The organism is Pseudomonas sp. RW409 (genome assembly GCF_003184125.1).
GTDB classification, from domain to species: Bacteria; Pseudomonadota; Gammaproteobacteria; order Pseudomonadales; family Pseudomonadaceae; genus Aquipseudomonas; species Aquipseudomonas chlororaphis_I.
Window position 1 is genome coordinate 97,676 of the sequence record NZ_QHHP01000002.1, and the last position, 16,042, is coordinate 113,717.

The 16,042-nt window shown below is 62.3% G+C and carries 14 protein-coding genes; 9 read left to right on the forward strand and 5 right to left on the reverse strand.

Annotation, left to right across the window (positions count from 1 at the left end; genetic code table 11):
- Window positions 1–138 precede the first annotated feature (138 nt).
- The 4 genes from DK261_RS00570 to DK261_RS00585 form a co-directional block, all read right to left on the reverse strand.
- Entirely contained in the window at window positions 139–2,985 is a 2,847-nt protein-coding gene (locus DK261_RS00570) for a valine--tRNA ligase (protein WP_009047118.1), read from the reverse strand.
- Between the two features lie 133 nt (window positions 2,986–3,118).
- Window positions 3,119–3,589 carry a hypothetical protein gene (locus DK261_RS00575; RefSeq protein WP_038630662.1) on the reverse strand — a complete coding sequence of 157 codons (471 nt, stop codon included), beginning with the start codon at window positions 3,587–3,589 and terminating at the stop codon, window positions 3,119–3,121.
- A gap of 7 nt (window positions 3,590–3,596) precedes the next feature.
- Window positions 3,597–4,025, reverse strand: coding sequence for a DNA polymerase III subunit chi (locus DK261_RS00580; protein WP_007932146.1), 429 nt, complete (start codon window positions 4,023–4,025; stop codon window positions 3,597–3,599).
- A gap of 60 nt (window positions 4,026–4,085) precedes the next feature.
- Window positions 4,086–5,576: a leucyl aminopeptidase gene (locus DK261_RS00585; protein WP_110175154.1), complete on the reverse strand. Its 1,491-nt coding sequence runs from the start codon at window positions 5,574–5,576 to the stop codon at window positions 4,086–4,088.
- A gap of 312 nt (window positions 5,577–5,888) precedes the next feature.
- Between DK261_RS00585 and lptF the strand changes: the two genes are divergently transcribed.
- The 9 genes from lptF (at window position 5,889) to pdxJ (ending at window position 14,364) form a co-directional block, all read left to right on the forward strand.
- Window positions 5,889–7,007, forward strand: a complete 1,119-nt coding sequence (gene lptF / locus DK261_RS00590; protein WP_009047122.1) for an LPS export ABC transporter permease LptF — start codon at window positions 5,889–5,891, stop codon at window positions 7,005–7,007.
- Complete coding sequence (gene lptG, locus DK261_RS00595) at window positions 7,000–8,061, forward strand: LPS export ABC transporter permease LptG (RefSeq protein ID WP_016702720.1); 1,062 nt, start codon at window positions 7,000–7,002, stop codon at window positions 8,059–8,061. The genes lptF and lptG overlap by 8 nt, the downstream gene beginning before the upstream one ends.
- Before the next feature lie 168 nt (window positions 8,062–8,229).
- Entirely contained in the window at window positions 8,230–10,029 is a 1,800-nt protein-coding gene (lepA, locus tag DK261_RS00600) for a translation elongation factor 4 (protein ID WP_007932152.1), read from the forward strand.
- A gap of 5 nt (window positions 10,030–10,034) precedes the next feature.
- Window positions 10,035–10,889 (forward strand): signal peptidase I, encoded by an 855-nt coding sequence (gene lepB, locus DK261_RS00605; RefSeq protein WP_007932153.1) that lies wholly within the window; start codon window positions 10,035–10,037, stop codon window positions 10,887–10,889.
- A gap of 31 nt (window positions 10,890–10,920) precedes the next feature.
- Complete coding sequence (locus tag DK261_RS00610) at window positions 10,921–11,106, forward strand: hypothetical protein (RefSeq protein WP_110175155.1); 186 nt, start codon at window positions 10,921–10,923, stop codon at window positions 11,104–11,106.
- Complete coding sequence (rnc, locus tag DK261_RS00615) at window positions 11,103–11,792, forward strand: ribonuclease III (protein WP_009042306.1); 690 nt, start codon at window positions 11,103–11,105, stop codon at window positions 11,790–11,792. Before DK261_RS00610 ends, rnc begins: the two co-directional genes overlap by 4 nt.
- On the forward strand, window positions 11,785–12,687 hold the full coding sequence (gene era / locus DK261_RS00620; protein WP_025806538.1) for a GTPase Era: 903 nt from the start codon (window positions 11,785–11,787) through the stop codon (window positions 12,685–12,687). The genes rnc and era overlap by 8 nt, the downstream gene beginning before the upstream one ends.
- A 119-nt stretch (window positions 12,688–12,806) precedes the next feature.
- Window positions 12,807–13,496: a DNA repair protein RecO gene (recO, locus tag DK261_RS00625; protein WP_009047125.1), complete on the forward strand. Its 690-nt coding sequence runs from the start codon at window positions 12,807–12,809 to the stop codon at window positions 13,494–13,496.
- 127 nt (window positions 13,497–13,623) lie between these two features.
- Window positions 13,624–14,364, forward strand: a complete 741-nt coding sequence (gene pdxJ / locus DK261_RS00630; protein ID WP_009047126.1) for a pyridoxine 5'-phosphate synthase — start codon at window positions 13,624–13,626, stop codon at window positions 14,362–14,364.
- A 109-nt stretch (window positions 14,365–14,473) separates the two neighbouring features.
- Here the strand turns inward: pdxJ and mltF are convergent, their stop codons facing one another.
- Window positions 14,474–15,934: a membrane-bound lytic murein transglycosylase MltF gene (gene mltF / locus DK261_RS00635; RefSeq protein WP_009047127.1), complete on the reverse strand. Its 1,461-nt coding sequence runs from the start codon at window positions 15,932–15,934 to the stop codon at window positions 14,474–14,476.
- Window positions 15,935–16,042 lie beyond the last annotated feature (108 nt).

Consider the following 16,042-nt stretch of genomic DNA (forward strand, 5'->3'; position numbering starts at 1 on the left):
GCCGCCAGGATAACGCGGTGTGCCAGGAATAACGCTTCGCGGGTAAGCCTCGCGCCTACAGAGGCATGAGCCTTTCGGTCGGGTATAAAAAAGGGAGCCCTTTGCAGGGCTCCCTTTTTATGACCGCTCGAATCGCCGTTACAGGCTGGAGATCCGTGCGTGCTGCTCGGCCAGCTTGCCCAGAGCCTGTTCGGCTTCGGCCAGTTTGGCGCGTTCCTTGTCGATCACTTCGGCCGGGGCCTTGTCGACGAAGGCGGCGTTGGACAGCTTGCCGCCGACCCGCTGCACTTCGCCTTGCAGGCGCTGGATTTCCTTGTCCAGGCGCGCCAGTTCGGCACCCTTGTCGATCAGGCCGGCCATCGGCACCAGCACTTCCATCTCGCCGACCAGGGCGGTGGCGGACAGCGGTGCTTCGTCGCCGGCTTGCAGCACGGTGATCGATTCGAGTTTGGCCAGCTTCCTCAGCAGGGTCTCGTTTTCGCTCAGGCGGCGCTGGTCTTCGGCGCTGGCGTTCTTCAGGAACAATGCCAGTGGCTTGCCTGGGCCGATGTTCATTTCGGCACGGATGTTACGGGTGCCGAGCATCAGGCCCTTGAGCCATTCGATGTCGTCTTCGGCGGCCTGGTCGATGCGCGCTTCAACGGCCACCGGCCAGGGTTGCAGCATGATGGTCTTGCCCTGGATGCCGGCCAGCGGCGCCAGGCGCTGCCAGATTTCTTCGGTGATGAACGGCATGAATGGGTGGGCCAGGCGCAGCGCCACTTCCAGTACGCGCACCAGGGTGCGACGGGTGCCGCGCTGGCGCTCGACCGGCGCGTTTTCGTCCCACAGCACCGGCTTGGACAACTCCAGGTACCAGTCGCAGTACTGGTTCCAGATGAACTCGTACAGCGCCTGGGCCGCCAGGTCGAAGCGGAACTGGTCCAGCTGGCGGGTCACTTCGGCTTCGGTGCGCTGCAGCTGGGAGATGATCCAGCGATCGGCCAGCGACAGCTCGTAGGCTTCGCCGTTCTGACCGCAGTCCTCGCCCTTGTCCAGCACGTAGCGCGCGGCGTTCCAGATCTTGTTGCAGAAGTTGCGATAGCCTTCGACGCGGCCCATATCGAACTTGATGTCGCGGCCGGTGGACGCCAGCGAGCAGAAGGTGAAGCGCAGGGCGTCGGTGCCGTAGCTGGCGATGCCGTCGGCGAACTCCTGGCGGGTCTGCTTCTCGATCTTCTTCGCCAGTTGCGGCTGCATCATGCCGGTGGTGCGTTTCTGCACCAGGGCTTCGAGCTCGATGCCGTCGATGATGTCCAGCGGGTCCAGGACGTTGCCCTTGGACTTGGACATCTTCTGGCCCTGGCCGTCGCGTACCAGGCCGTGTACGTACACGGTCTTGAACGGAACCTGCGGTGTGCCGTCTTCGTTCTTCACCAGGTGCATGGTGAGCATGATCATCCGGGCGACCCAGAAGAAAATGATGTCGAAACCGGTCACCAGCACGTCGGTCGGGTGGAAGGTCTTGAGGAACTCGGTCTGCTCCGGCCAGCCCAGGGTGGAGAAGGTCCACAGGCCCGAACTGAACCAGGTGTCGAGGACGTCGTTGTCCTGTTGCAGTGCAACCTCAGGCCCGAGGTTGTGCTTGGCGCGCACTTCGGCTTCGTCGCGGCCGACATAGACCTTGCCCGATTCGTCGTACCAGGCCGGGATGCGGTGGCCCCACCACAGCTGGCGGCTGATGCACCAGTCCTGGATATCGCGCATCCAGGAGAAGTACATGTTTTCGTACTGTTTCGGCACGAAGGCGATGCGGCCGTCTTCCACGGCGGCAATGGCCGGCTCGGCCAGCGGCTTGGTGGAGACGTACCACTGGTCGGTCAGCCACGGCTCGATGATGGTGCCGGAGCGGTCGCCTTTCGGCACTTTCAGGGCGTGGTCGTCGACGCTGACCAGCAGGCCGGCGGCGTCGAACGCGGCGACGATTTCCTTGCGCGCCTGGAAACGGTTGAGACCGGCGAATTCGGCCGGGATCTTGCCGTCGATGCTTTCGTTCAGCGTGCCGTCCAGGTTGAACACCTGGGCAGCCGGCAGCACTTCGGCGTTCTTGTCGAAGATGTTCAGCAGCGGCAGGTTGTGGCGCTTGCCGACTTCGTAGTCGTTGAAGTCGTGGGCCGGGGTGATCTTCACGCAGCCGGTGCCGAATTCAGGGTCGCAGTAGTCGTCGCCGATGATCGGGATGCGACGGCCCACCAGCGGCAGTTCGACGAACTTGCCGATCAGCGCCTTGTAGCGTTCGTCGTTCGGGTTAACGGCCACGGCGGAGTCGCCGAGCATGGTTTCCGGACGGGTGGTGGCGACGATCAGGTAGTCCAGGCCTTCGGCGGTCTTGGCGCCGTCGGCCAGCGGGTAGCGCAGGTTCCACAGCGAACCTTTCTCGTCGTGGTTCTCCACTTCGAGGTCGGAGATCGCGGTGTGCAGCTTGGTGTCCCAGTTGACCAGACGCTTGCCGCGGTAGATCAGGCCGTCTTCGTGCAGGCGCACGAAGGCTTCTTTAACGGCTTCGGAAAGACCGTCGTCCATGGTGAAGCGCTCGCGGCTCCAGTCCACGGACGAGCCCAGGCGGCGGATCTGGCGGCTGATGTTGCCGCCGGACTGATCCTTCCACTCCCAGACTTTCTCGAGGAATTTTTCCCGGCCCAGATCGTGACGATTCTGGCCCTGGGCTTCGATCTGACGCTCCACCAGCATCTGGGTGGCGATACCGGCGTGGTCGGTACCCGGCTGCCACAGGGTGTTGCGGCCCTGCATGCGGCGGAAGCGGATCAAGGCATCCATGATCGCGTTGTTGAAGCCATGGCCCATGTGCAGGCTGCCAGTGACGTTCGGTGGTGGAATCATGATGGTGTACGAGTCGCCCGCGCCTTGCGGGGCGAAGTAATTCTCTGACTCCCAGGTCTGGTACCAGGAAGTTTCAATGGCGTGCGGCTGGTAGGTCTTATCCATGCGCGGCGGGACCCTATTGGCATTTATTCAGGAAAAGCCGGGAAGTATAGCGGAGGGGGGTAGCTGCAAGCCACAAGCGGCAAGTTCCAAGTGACAAGATCGCCATACCCGGCTTTTGCTTGCAGCTTGCGACTTATGGCTTGCCGCTTGTCGCTGCGGCGAGCAGGCGATCCATGCGCGCGTCGAGGCGGCGCTTGATCTCGGTTTCGATGTGCGGGGCGAAGTCGTCGATCACGTCTTGCATGATCAGTTGCGCGGCGGCGCGCAGTTCGCTGTCCAGGTGCAGCAGGGCATCCTGGCTCTTGGGCGCTGGCGCGGGTTTTGGTGTCGGTGCTGGTGCAGGGGCTGGAGCGGCCGCTACAGGAGCAGGTGGCGGTTCGACCACCGGAGCGGGGGCCGGTTGTGGTTCTGCCGGCGCCTCTTCGAGGGTTTCGACGGCAGGCTTGCCGCCGACCATATCGAACAGCAGTGGAATCTGCACTTCGCCGTCGACGGTCTCGGTCAGCAGCGGAGGTTGCAGGTCGTCATCGCCGAGCAGTTGGCGGATGGACTCGAGGTCATCCAGCAGGTGCGCGGACTTTTGCAGCGGTTTGGGAGTGTCCATCGATGGCTCAGAGTCGCTGTAAACGGTGATCTTGCAGAGGATAGCCCTGTTCGCGGTAGAAACGGAAACTCTCGCGAGCAGCCTGGCGGATAGTCGGGTCTTCCACCACCACTTCGGCGATGCGGGCAAACCGCTGGGCAAATGCCGGGACTTTCAGGTCCAGGTTGACCAGCAGGTCATGGTGCTCGCCGGGGTCGTCGCCCAGGCCGAGAACGATCAGGCCATCCGGCTCGCTTTCGGCGGGGCCGTGGGGCACGAAGGTTTCGCCCTTGAAGCGCCACAACCGGGCGTCGAGCTCATCGCGCTGGGCCGCGTCGCTGCAATGCAGGTAGATGCGGTGCCCCATGCGCCAGGCCTTGTCGGTGAGCTTGCAGGCGAAGTCCAGGCGCGCCGAAGGATCCGCGCTGGGAAGGATATAGAAGTCGACTTTGGTCATTGCGGTTCCTGAGCCCGGGAGTGCGCCGCGTGTGGGCGGCGCACCCCGAGGTCATAGGTTTCAGGCTTTGGCGCGGTCCAGCAGGTACTGGGTCAGCAGGGGCACCGGACGGCCAGTGGCGCCCTTGTCCTTGCCGCCGCTGGTCCAGGCGGTTCCGGCGATATCCAGGTGCGCCCAGTTGTACTGCTTGGTGAAGCGCGACAGGAAGCAGGCAGCGGTGATGGTGCCGGCTTTCGGGCCGCCGATGTTGGCGATGTCGGCGAACGGGCTGTCCAGCTGTTCCTGGTACTCGTCGAACAGCGGCAGTTGCCAGGCACGGTCGTCAGCCTGAACGCCGGCGCTCAGCAACTGGCCGATCAACTCGTCGTTGTTGCCCAGGAGGCCCGAGGTATGGGAGCCGAGGGCGACCACGCAGGCACCGGTCAGGGTGGCGATGTCGATCACCGCCTGTGGCTTGAAGCGCTCGGCGTAGGTCAGGGCATCGCACAGCACCAGGCGGCCTTCGGCGTCGGTGTTGAGGATTTCCACGGTCTGGCCGCTCATGGTGGTGACGATATCGCCCGGACGCGAAGCGGTGCCGCTCGGCATGTTCTCGGCGCAGGCCAGGATGCACACCAGGTTGATCGGCAACTTGAGTTCCAGCACGGCGCGCAGGGTACCGAACACGCTGGCGGCGCCACCCATGTCGTACTTCATTTCATCCATGCCGGCGCCAGGCTTGAGGCTGATGCCGCCGGTGTCGAAGGTGATGCCCTTGCCGACCAGGGTGTACGGCTTCTCGGATTTCTTGCCGCCGTTGTATTGCATGATGATCAGGCGTGGCGGCTGGGCGCTGCCCTGGCCCACGGCATAGAACGAGCCCATGCCCAGTTCCTTGATCTTCTTCTCGTCGAGGACTTCGACTTTCAGGGCCTTGAATTCCTTGCCCAGGGCCTTGGCCTGTTCGCCGAGGAAGGTCGGGTGGCAGATGTTCGGCGGCAGGTTGCCCAGGTTGCGGGTGAAGGCCATGCCGTTGGCGATCGCCTTGGCGTGGGCCACGGCGCGCTCGACTTCGGCCAGCGCGGCCTTGATGGTCAGCAGGGTGATTTTCTTCAGGGCGCGCGGTTCGGCTTTCTGGCTCTTGAACTGGTCGAAGCTGTATTCGCCGTCCACCAGGGTTTCAGCCAGCAGGCGGGTCTTGCCGTAGCTGTCGCGGCCCTTGACCACCACTTCGTCCAGCGCCAGCACGGCATCGCTGCCGCCCAGGCCCTTGAGGGTAGCGAGGATGCCACTGACGATCTTGCGGAACGGGCGGTCGCCCAGTTCGGCGTCCTTGCCGGTACCGACCAGCAGGACACGTTCGGCCTTCAAGTTCGGCAGGGCGTGCAACAGCAGGCTCTGGCCGACCTTGCCGTCTAGGTCGCCGCGCTTGAGTACCGCGCCGATGGCGCCGCCACTGAGCTCGTCGAGTTGTTTGGCAACGCTGCCGAGCTTGCGGCCTTCGCCGACGGCGACCACCAGGGTGGCGGTCTTCAACGTTTCCGGGCTAACGCTTTTTACAACCAGTTCCATGTCTGGGTCCCTGAATTAATGGTCAAAGAGCGCAGGGCCAATGCCGTGCGCCAGGCTTGTCATGTCTGTAGCTTTTATTAAGGAGAGGCGTCGGCAGCGGCCAACGACAGGGCCGCCAGTTTGAACCCGGGCGGTCGAGGCTGACAACCCTCCCATGAGCGAACTTCGCCGCTTTAGAGGCCTGCGTGAGCATGCGCAGTGACAGGCGCATGCAATCACAGGATAATGCGCCATCTTTTTTCGGCGGCTCGGCTTCACGGGCCGTGTTTGCTTGTTTGGCCGCCTTAGCCTGACAACCCTGGAGTGTCTGGTTTGATCGTCTTCCGTTATCTATCCCGCGAAGTGTTGCTGACCTTGAGCGCCGTGAGTGCCGTTCTGCTGGTCATCATCATGAGCGGACGTTTCGTCAAATACCTCGCGCAAGCGGCCTCGGGTGCACTGGACCCGGGCTCGCTGTTCCTGATCATGGGCTTTCGCCTGCCAGGCTTCCTGCAACTGATCCTGCCGCTGGGGTTGTTCCTCGGCATTCTCCTGGCCTACGGCCGGCTGTACCTCGAAAGCGAAATGACCGTGCTGTCGGCCACCGGCATGAGCCAGCAGCGCCTGCTGGGCATGACCATGATCCCGGCCGCGCTGGTGGCCCTGCTGGTGGCGTGGCTGAGCCTGAGCCTGGCGCCGCAGGGGGCCAATCAGTTCCAGCTGCTGCTGAACAAGCAGGACGCCATGACCGAATTCGACACCCTGGTGCCGGGGCGCTTCCAGGCGCTCAACGACGGTACCCGGGTGACCTATACCGAACACTTGTCCGATGACCGCGCCAACCTGGGCGGTGTGTTCATCTCGGAAAAACGCCTGAGCCAGGACAAGAAGGACCAGGGCATCTCGGTGTTGGTGGCAGAGAAGGGGCACCAGGACATTCGTCCGGACGGCAACCGCTACCTGATCCTGGAAAACGGCTACCGCTACGACGGTAACCCCGGCCAGGCCGATTACCGGGTCATCAAGTACGACACCTACGGCGTATTGCTGGCCAAGCCGGACGTCAGCGACGAAGTCACCGACCGCGACGCCATGCCGACCCGCGACCTGATCGGCAACCCGGAACTGCGCGCCCATGCCGAGCTGCAATGGCGTATTTCCCTGCCGCTGCTGGTGTTTGTCGTGACCCTGATGGCGGTGCCGCTGTCCCGGGTCAACCCGCGCCAGGGCCGCTTCCTCAAACTGCTGCCGGCGATTCTTCTTTATATGGCTTACCTGACCATCCTGATCGCGGCCCGTGGCTCGCTGGAAAAGGGCAAGCTGCCGCAGGCGCTGGGCCTGTGGTGGGTACACGGACTGTTTCTATTGATTGGCCTCGGATTGCTGTACTGGGAACCCTTGCGTCTGAAGCTGGCGAGCCGCCGCAGCATGAAGGAGGTGGCTCGTGGTTAAGCTCGATCGCTACATCGGCAACAGTGTCCTGCTGGCCATTCTGGCGGTACTGGGGATCATTCTCGGCCTGGCGTCGCTGTTCGCCTTCATCGACGAGATGGGCAGTGTCAGCGACAACTACACCGTGATGGATGTGCTGAGCTTCGTGGTCATGACGGCGCCGCGCCGGCTCTACGAAATGCTGCCGATGGCGGCCCTGATCGGCTGCCTGATCGGCCTGGGCAGCCTGGCCAGCAACAGCGAGCTGACCATTATGCGCGCCGCTGGCGTGTCCATCGGGCGGATCGTCTGGGCGGTGATGAAGCCGATGCTGTTCCTGATGCTGGCCGGTGTGCTGATCGGCGAGTACGTCGCTCCCGCCACGGAAAGCCAGGCACAGGCCAGTCGCGCGCTGGCCCAGGGTTCGGGCGACGCGCAAAGTTCCAAACGCGGCCTGTGGCACCGTCAGGGCGAGGAGTTCATCCACATCAACGCCGTGCAACCCAATGGCCTGCTGTATGGCGTGACCCGTTACCACTTCGACGATCAACGGCACATGTTGTCCTCGAGCTTCGCCCGCCAGGCCCGCTTCGAAGAGAACTACTGGCAACTGAGCGACGTCACCACCACTTATTTCCGTGAAGGCCATACCGAAGTCATCAATACCCCTCAGGAACGCTGGGACGTGGCCTTGAGCCCGCAACTGCTGAGCACTGTGGTGATGGCGCCGGAGTCCCTGTCGATCAGCGGTCTGTGGGGCTATATCCACTACCTGGCCGATCAGGGCCTGAACAACGGTCGCTACTGGCTGGCGTTCTGGGTCAAGGTGCTGCAACCGCTGGTCACCGCGGCCCTGGTATTGATGGCGATTTCGTTCATTTTCGGTCCGTTGCGTTCCGTGACGCTCGGCCAGCGGGTATTCACCGGCGTGCTGGTGGGGTTCACCTTCCGCATCGCCCAGGACCTGCTGGGCCCGTCGAGCCTGGTATTTGGCTTCTCGCCGCTGTTCGCGGTGCTGGTTCCCGCCGGTTTCTGTGCCCTGGCCGGGTTCTGGCTGATGCGCCGGGCCGGCTGACCGGCGCCAATGACGCCACGCGCAAGAGCAACGCCCCTGTCGAAAGACCGGGGCGTTTTGCGTTTATGCACCACTGACAGGCGAACGTGACGCTTGCGTCGTCTATCAGGTACAATTCCCGGCTATTTTTCGGCGGGCTATGCCTGCAGCCTTTTTGAGTGTTGATCCGTGAGTGATTTGAGTCATATCCGCAATTTCTCCATCATCGCCCACATTGACCATGGCAAGTCGACTCTGGCCGATCGCTTCATCCAGATGTGCGGCGGCCTGGCCGAGCGCGAAATGGAAGCCCAGGTTCTGGACTCCATGGACCTTGAGCGTGAACGCGGGATCACCATCAAGGCCCACAGCGTTACCCTCTATTACAAAGCTCGCGACGGCATCACCTACCAGCTGAACTTCATCGACACCCCGGGCCACGTGGACTTCACCTATGAAGTCAGCCGCTCGCTGGCCGCCTGTGAAGGCGCCTTGCTGGTGGTCGACGCCGGCCAGGGCGTGGAAGCGCAGTCGGTCGCCAACTGCTACACCGCCATCGAGCAGGGCCTGGAGGTCATGCCGGTGCTGAACAAGATCGACCTGCCGCAGGCCGATCCGGACCGGGTCAAGGAAGAGATCGAGAAGATCATCGGTATCGATGCCACCGACGCCGTGACCTGCAGCGCCAAGACCGGCCTGGGTGTCGACGAGGTGCTGGAGCGCCTGGTAACCACCATTCCCGCGCCGACCGGCAACATCGAGGATCCGCTGCAAGCGTTGATCATCGACTCCTGGTTCGACAACTACCTGGGCGTCGTGTCCCTGGTTCGCGTGCGCCATGGCCGCGTGAAGAAGGGCGACAAGATCCTGGTGAAGTCCACCGGCAAGATCCACCTGGTGGACAGCGTCGGTGTATTCAACCCGAAACACACCGCCACCACCGACCTGAAGGCCGGTGAAGTGGGCTTCATCATCGCCGGCATCAAGGACATTCATGGTGCACCGGTTGGTGACACCCTGACCCTGAGCTCGACCCCTGACGTCGAAGTACTGCCCGGCTTCAAGCGCATTCAGCCGCAGGTCTACGCCGGCCTGTTCCCGGTCAGCTCCGACGACTTCGAAGACTTCCGCGAAGCCCTGCAAAAGCTCACGCTGAACGACTCGTCGCTGCAATACACCCCGGAAAGCTCCGACGCACTGGGCTTCGGCTTCCGTTGCGGCTTCCTCGGCATGCTGCACATGGAAATCATCCAGGAGCGCCTGGAGCGCGAATACGACCTGGACCTGATCACCACGGCGCCGACGGTGATTTTCGAGCTGCAACTGAAGAATGGTGAGACGATCTACGTCGATAACCCGTCGAAGTTGCCGGATCTGTCGTCCATCGAGGACATGCGCGAGCCGATCGTGCGGGCCAATATCCTTGTGCCGCAGGAGCACCTGGGTAACGTCATTACCCTGTGCATCGAGAAACGCGGCATACAGCACGACATGCTGTTCCTCGGCAGCCAGGTCCAGGTGACCTACGACCTGCCGATGAACGAAGTGGTCCTGGACTTCTTCGACCGCCTCAAATCCACCAGTCGTGGCTATGCTTCGCTGGATTATCATTTCGATCGCTACCAATCGGCTAATCTGGTCAAGCTGGATGTGCTGATCAACGGTGAGAAAGTCGACGCCCTGGCATTGATCGTGCACCGTGACAACGCGCACTACAAAGGGCGTGCGTTGACCGAGAAGATGAAGGAACTGATTCCTCGGCAGATGTTCGACGTGGCAATCCAGGCCGCCATTGGCGGGCAGATTGTGGCGCGGACAACCGTCAAGGCGCTCAGAAAGAACGTACTGGCCAAATGCTACGGTGGTGACGTTAGCCGTAAGCGCAAGCTGTTGGAAAAGCAGAAGGCCGGTAAGAAACGCATGAAGCAAGTGGGTAACGTGGAGATTCCACAAGAAGCCTTCCTTGCCGTGCTCAGGTTGGATAGTTAGGTCCTATGTCGCTAAATTTCCCGCTGTTGCTGGTCATCGCCGTCGCCGTCTGCGGCCTCTTGGCGTTGCTCGATCTGGTCTTTCTGGCGCCGCGTCGGCGTGCCGCCATTACCAACTATCAGGGCAGCGTCAGCCAGCCGGATGGACTGGTCATCGAGAAACTGAACAAGGAGCCGATGCTGGTCGAGTACGGCAAATCGTTCTTTCCGGTGCTGTTCATCGTGCTGGTGCTGCGTTCGTTCCTGGTGGAACCGTTTCAGATTCCTTCGGGATCGATGAAACCGACCCTGGATGTGGGCGACTTCATCCTGGTGAACAAGTTTTCTTACGGGATCCGCCTGCCGGTGATCGACAAGAAAATCATCGAGGTCGGTGATCCGCAGCGCGGCGATGTGATGGTGTTCCGCTACCCGAGCGATCCGAACGTCAACTACATCAAGCGTGTGGTTGGCCTGCCGGGCGACGAAGTGCGCTACACCAGCGACAAGCGCCTGCTGGTCAACGGCCAGTCGGTCGCCGAACAGCTGGTCGGCTCCGAGCCGGGCACCCTGGGCAGCGCGGAGCTCTACAAGGAAAAACTCGGCGCCGCCGAGCACCTGATCCGCAAGGAAATGAGCCGCTACCGGGCCACCCCGGACCGTCAGTGGACCGTGCCTGCCGGGCACTACTTCATGATGGGCGACAACCGCGACAACTCGAACGACAGCCGCTACTGGGATGACCCGAGCATTCCCAAGGACCTGCTGGGCATGGTTCCCGACAAGAATATCGTCGGCAAGGCCTTCGCAGTCTGGATGAGCTGGCCCGAACCGAAACTCAGCCATCTGCCGAATTTCTCGCGGGTTGGCCTGATCAAGTAATCAAACACGGCGCTGTTGAACACAGCGCCGAATGCTTTTCTGGATCTTGCAGAACACCGGCCCGCCAGGTTCGGCAGCCTCCCAGGCGTTACCAGAAGCAGCAGTCAACGATATTCAGGATGTGGATTTGAACACAGCGTTAATTGCCACAGGCATCTCGTGCCTCGTCTCCAAGGTGGTGAAATTCAACCACGAACTCAGCGTGGGTAAACCGTGAGCGTTTCTTTGAGCCGTCTCGAGCGTCAGCTCGGTTACACCTTCAAGGACCAGGAACTGATGGTCCTGGCCCTCACTCACCGCAGTTTTGCCGGGCGCAACAACGAACGGCTGGAATTCCTCGGTGACGCCATCCTCAACTTCGTCGCCGGCGAAGCGCTGTTCGAGCGTTTCCCCCAGGCCCGCGAAGGCCAGCTGTCGCGTCTGCGCGCGCGCCTGGTGAAGGGAGAAACCCTGGCCGTACTGGCCCGCGGTTTCGATCTGGGCGAATACCTGCGCCTGGGTTCCGGTGAGTTGAAAAGCGGCGGCTTCCGCCGTGAGTCGATCCTCGCCGATGCCCTGGAAGCGCTGATCGGTGCGATCTACCTGGATGCTGGCATGGAAGTCGCGCGTGAGCGTGTGCTGTCCTGGCTGACGTCCGAGTTCGACAGCCTGACGCTGGTCGACACCAACAAGGACCCCAAGACCCGCCTGCAGGAGTTCCTGCAGTCGCGTGCCTGTGAATTGCCCCGCTACGAAGTGGTGGATATCCAGGGTGAGCCCCATTGCCGGACGTTCTTCGTCGAATGCGAAATCACCCTACTGAACGAAAAAAGCCGAGGTCAGGGTGTGAGCCGTCGTATTGCCGAACAGGTAGCGGCCGCCGCAGCACTGATTGCCCTGGGCGTGGAGAATGGCCATGACTGATACAACCGCAACACGCTGTGGCTATGTCGCCATCGTTGGCCGTCCGAACGTGGGCAAGTCCACGCTGCTGAACCATATCCTGGGGCAGAAGCTGGCCATCACCTCGCGCAAGCCGCAGACCACGCGGCACAACATGCTCGGCATCAAGACCGAAGGCGCCGTGCAGGCGATCTACGTCGATACCCCCGGCATGCACAAGAGCAACGAGAAGGCGCTGAACCGCTACATGAACAAGACCGCCTCGGCGGCCTTGAAAGACGTCGACGTGGTGATCTTCGTCGTCGACCGCACCAAGTGGACCGACGAAGACCAACTGGTGCTGGAACGTGTGCAGTACGTGCAGGGCCCGGTGATCCTGGCGATCAACAAGACCGACCGCATCGAGGACAAGGCCGAGCTGATGCCGCACCTGACCTGGTTGCAGGAACAGTTGCCGAATGCCGAGATCGTTCCGGTGTCGGCCCAGCAGGGCCACAACCTGGAAGCCCTGGAAGGCCTGATCGCCAAGCACCTGCCGGAAAACGATCACTTCTTCCCGGAAGACCAGATCACCGACCGCAGCAGCCGTTTCCTCGCCGCCGAACTGGTGCGCGAGAAGATCATGCGCCAACTGGGTGCCGAGCTGCCGTACCAGATCACCGTGGAAATCGAAGAGTTCAAGCAGCAGGGCAAGACCCTGCACATTCATGCCTTGATCCTCGTCGAGCGCGATGGCCAGAAGAAAATCATCATTGGCGACAAGGGTGAGCGCATCAAGCGCATCGGCATGGAAGCGCGCAAGGACATGGAGCTGCTGTTCGACTCCAAGGTCATGCTCAACCTGTGGGTCAAGGTCAAAGGCGGTTGGTCCGACGACGAGCGCGCCCTGCGTTCGCTGGGCTACGGCGACCTGTAACTCCTGCGAGCGCTTTGCGCTCAATCGCGAGCAAGCTCGCTCCTACAAGGGAGCGGGTGTGCTGCTCGCGATAATTCCGGACCTGTCACTTTCTCAAGCCTTGAGATCCCCCGACACCTATGTCCAGTAACCCTCCCATCGGCCAGCCCGCTTACGTCCTGCACAGTCGCGCCTATCGCGAGAGCAGTGCGTTGGTGGACTTCCTCACGCCCCAAGGGCGGCTGCGCGCGGTGTTGCGTGGCGCGCGCGGCAAGGCCGGGACCCTGGCACGGCCGTTCGTGCCGCTGGAAGTGGAGTTTCGTGGGCGCGGCGAGCTGAAAAACGTCGGGCGCATGGAAAGCGCGGGAACCTCCACCTGGCTTAATGGCGAGGCGCTGTTCAGCGGCCTCTACCTCAACGAATTGCTGATCCGCCTGCTGCCCGCCGAAGATCCGCATCCGGCGATCTTCGAGCACTATGCAGCGACCTTGCTGGCGTTGGCCGAGGGCAGGGCCCTCGAACCCTTGCTGCGTGCCTTCGAGTGGCGCCTGCTGGACGACCTGGGCTACGGTTTTGCCCTGGACACGGATATCCACGGCGCGCCGATTGAGGCGCAGGGCATGTATCGCCTGCAGGTGGATGCCGGCCTGGAGCAGGTTCAGCTGTTGCAACCGGGCCTGTTCAACGGCACCGAGCTGCTGGCCATGGCGCAAGCCGACTGGAGCGCCCCCGGGGCGCTGGCGGCGGCCAAGCGCCTGATGCGCCAGGCGCTGGCGGTGCACCTGGGCGGTCGGCCATTGGTCAGTCGCGAATTGTTTCGCAAGCCCTAGTCGTCCCATTACGCCAATACGCTCGAATCCTGCCTGGCTTGCTCGTGCGGCCGAACGCCGGCAGTTATTTTCGCCAGCGGACACTATATGCTGTGCACCGAATCTCTAACTCCTCAGGAGCGCTTCCGTGACCACCAGCAATCGCATTCTTCTTGGCGTGAACATCGACCACGTAGCCACCCTGCGTCAGGCCCGGGGTACCCGTTACCCTGACCCGGTCAAGGCGGCGCTGGACGCGGAAGAGGCGGGGGCCGACGGCATTACCGTGCACCTGCGCGAGGACCGCCGGCATATCCAGGAGCGCGACGTGCTGCTGCTCAAGGACGTGCTGCAAACCCGCATGAACTTCGAGATGGGCGTCACCGAGGAAATGATGGCGTTCGCCGAGCGCATCCGTCCGGCGCACATCTGCCTGGTTCCGGAAACCCGCCAGGAGCTGACCACCGAAGGCGGCCTGGATGTCGCCGGGCAGGAGGCGCGGATCAAGGCGGCGGTAGAACGCCTGTCGAAGATCGGCGCCGAAGTCTCGCTGTTCATCGACGCCGATGAGCGGCAGATCGCGGCCTCTCGCCGCGTGGGCGCACCTGCCATCGAGTTGCACACCGGGCGTTACGCCGATGCCGAAACGCCGAGCGAGGTGGCCGAGGAGCTGCAACGCGTGGCCGATGGCGTGGCGTTCGGCCTGGGCCAGGGCCTGATCGTCAATGCCGGCCACGGCCTGCATTACCACAACGTCGAGGCGGTCGCGGCGATCAAGGGCATCAACGAGCTGAACATCGGCCATGCGCTGGTGGCCCATGCGCTGTTCGTCGGCTTCAAGGGTGCGGTGGCGGAGATGAAGGCGCTAATCCTGGCGGCGGCCAGGTAACAGTCTTTGATGCTATCGCGAGCAAGCTCGCTCCTACAGGGTTGGCGGCGTGCACGGAAATAGTGGCCTCCGTCTATCTCTGTAGGAGCGAGCTTGCTCGCGATGCGGTTTAAAGCGGCGGGGTTTCCTGGGTCGGCTTGGTCTTGTCCACGCCCGGCACATGCAGATTGCCTTCGGCCACCTGGTCGCCTTCCAGCTGCGGCTGTGTGACCCAGGTCAGGATGTCGTAGTAACGACGGATGTTGGCGACGAAATGCACCGGCTCGCCGCCCCGGGCGTAGCCATAGCGGGTCTTGCTGTACCACTGCTTCTGTGAAAGACGCGGCAGCATTTTCTTCACGTCCAGCCACTTGTTCGGGTTCAGCCCTTCCTTTTGCGCCAGCTTGCGGGCGTCGTCCAGGTGGCCGCTGCCGACGTTGTAGGCGGCGAGGGCGAACCAGGTGCGGTCCGGCTCTTCGATCTTGTCGTCCAGTTGATCCTTCATGTACGCCAGGTACTTGGCGCCGCCCTGGATGCTTTGCTTGGCATCCAGGCGGTTGGACACGCCCATGGCCTGGGCGGTGTTCTGGGTCAGCATCATCAGGCCACGTACGCCGGTCTTGGAGGTGACGCTCGGTTGCCACAAGGATTCCTGGTAGCCAATGGCCGCCAGCAGGCGCCAGTCGACCTTTTCTTCCTTGGCCGAGGCCTTGAAGTGTTTCTCGTATTTGGGCAGGCGCTGCTGCAGGTGCTGGGCAAAGGTGTAGGCGCCGACATAACCGAGGACGTCCACGTGCCCGTAATAACGGTCCTTCAGGCGCTGCAGGGTGCCGTTCTTCTGCACCTTGTCGAGGAAGTCGTTGATTTCGTTGAGCAGGCTGTTGTCTTCGCCGGCGGCCACGGCCCAGCTCTGGTTGCGGGCATCGCCCAGGTCGAAGGCGACGCGGATATTGGCGAAATACACCTGGTTCATCGCCACTTCGTTGGAATCCACCAGGGTCAGGTCGATCTGCCCTTCGTCGACCATGCGCAGCAGGTCGACCACTTCGACCTCGTCGGACTCTTCATATTGAATGCCGGGGTATTTCAGCTTGAGTTCGGCCAGTTGCTCGGCGTGGGTGCTGCCCTTGAGCACCATGATCTTCTTGCCTACCAGGTCGCCCGCATCGGTGGGGCGGGACTGGCCGTTGCGGTAGATGACCTGCGGGGTGACTTCCAGGTAGGTGTGGGAAAACCTGACTTGCTGCTTGCGTTTCTCGCTGCTGACCAGACCGGCAGCAGCCAGCACCGGGCCGTTAGGTTTACCCAGCTGGTCGAAGAGGTCGTCGAGGTTGTCCGCGGTTTCGATCTTCAGCGTCACCCCCAGATCGTCGGCGAAGCGTTTCACCAGCTCGTATTCGAAGCCGGTTTCACCATTGCGATCCTGAAAGTAGGTGGCCGGGCTGTTACGGGTGACCACCCGCAGCACGCCATCCTCCTTTACTCGCTCCAGTGTGCTGGGTTTCTCAACGCAGGCACTGAGCATCAGGAAGAGTCCGGTTGCGATGAGCCATCGGGCACAGCGCGGACGTAAAGCCATTGGGGAAAACATCTGCGCAGTATACGCAAAGGACAACAACCGCCATATCTCGACAGCGAAGGGCTTGTCTGCTAGAGGTCCCGGCCCCCGGCCAAAGCCCTCGGGAGTGGGCCTTCGCGG

Bases quoted from the DNA above. Each gene is read 5' to 3' on its own strand.
- DK261_RS00570 (WP_009047118.1), bottom strand. From the start codon at position 2,985: ATGGATAAGACCTACCAGCCGCACGCCATTGAAACTTCCTGGTACCAG.
- DK261_RS00575 (WP_038630662.1), bottom strand. From the start codon at position 3,589: ATGGACACTCCCAAACCGCTGCAAAAGTCCGCGCACCTGCTGGATGAC.
- DK261_RS00580 (WP_007932146.1), bottom strand. From the start codon at position 4,025: ATGACCAAAGTCGACTTCTATATCCTTCCCAGCGCGGATCCTTCGGCG.
- DK261_RS00585 (WP_110175154.1), bottom strand. From the start codon at position 5,576: ATGGAACTGGTTGTAAAAAGCGTTAGCCCGGAAACGTTGAAGACCGCC.
- lepB (WP_007932153.1), top strand. From the start codon at position 10,035: ATGTCGCTAAATTTCCCGCTGTTGCTGGTCATCGCCGTCGCCGTCTGC.
- DK261_RS00610 (WP_110175155.1), top strand. From the start codon at position 10,921: ATGCTTTTCTGGATCTTGCAGAACACCGGCCCGCCAGGTTCGGCAGCC.
- era (WP_025806538.1), top strand. From the start codon at position 11,785: ATGACTGATACAACCGCAACACGCTGTGGCTATGTCGCCATCGTTGGC.
- recO (WP_009047125.1), top strand. From the start codon at position 12,807: ATGTCCAGTAACCCTCCCATCGGCCAGCCCGCTTACGTCCTGCACAGT.
- mltF (WP_009047127.1), bottom strand. From the start codon at position 15,934: ATGTTTTCCCCAATGGCTTTACGTCCGCGCTGTGCCCGATGGCTCATC.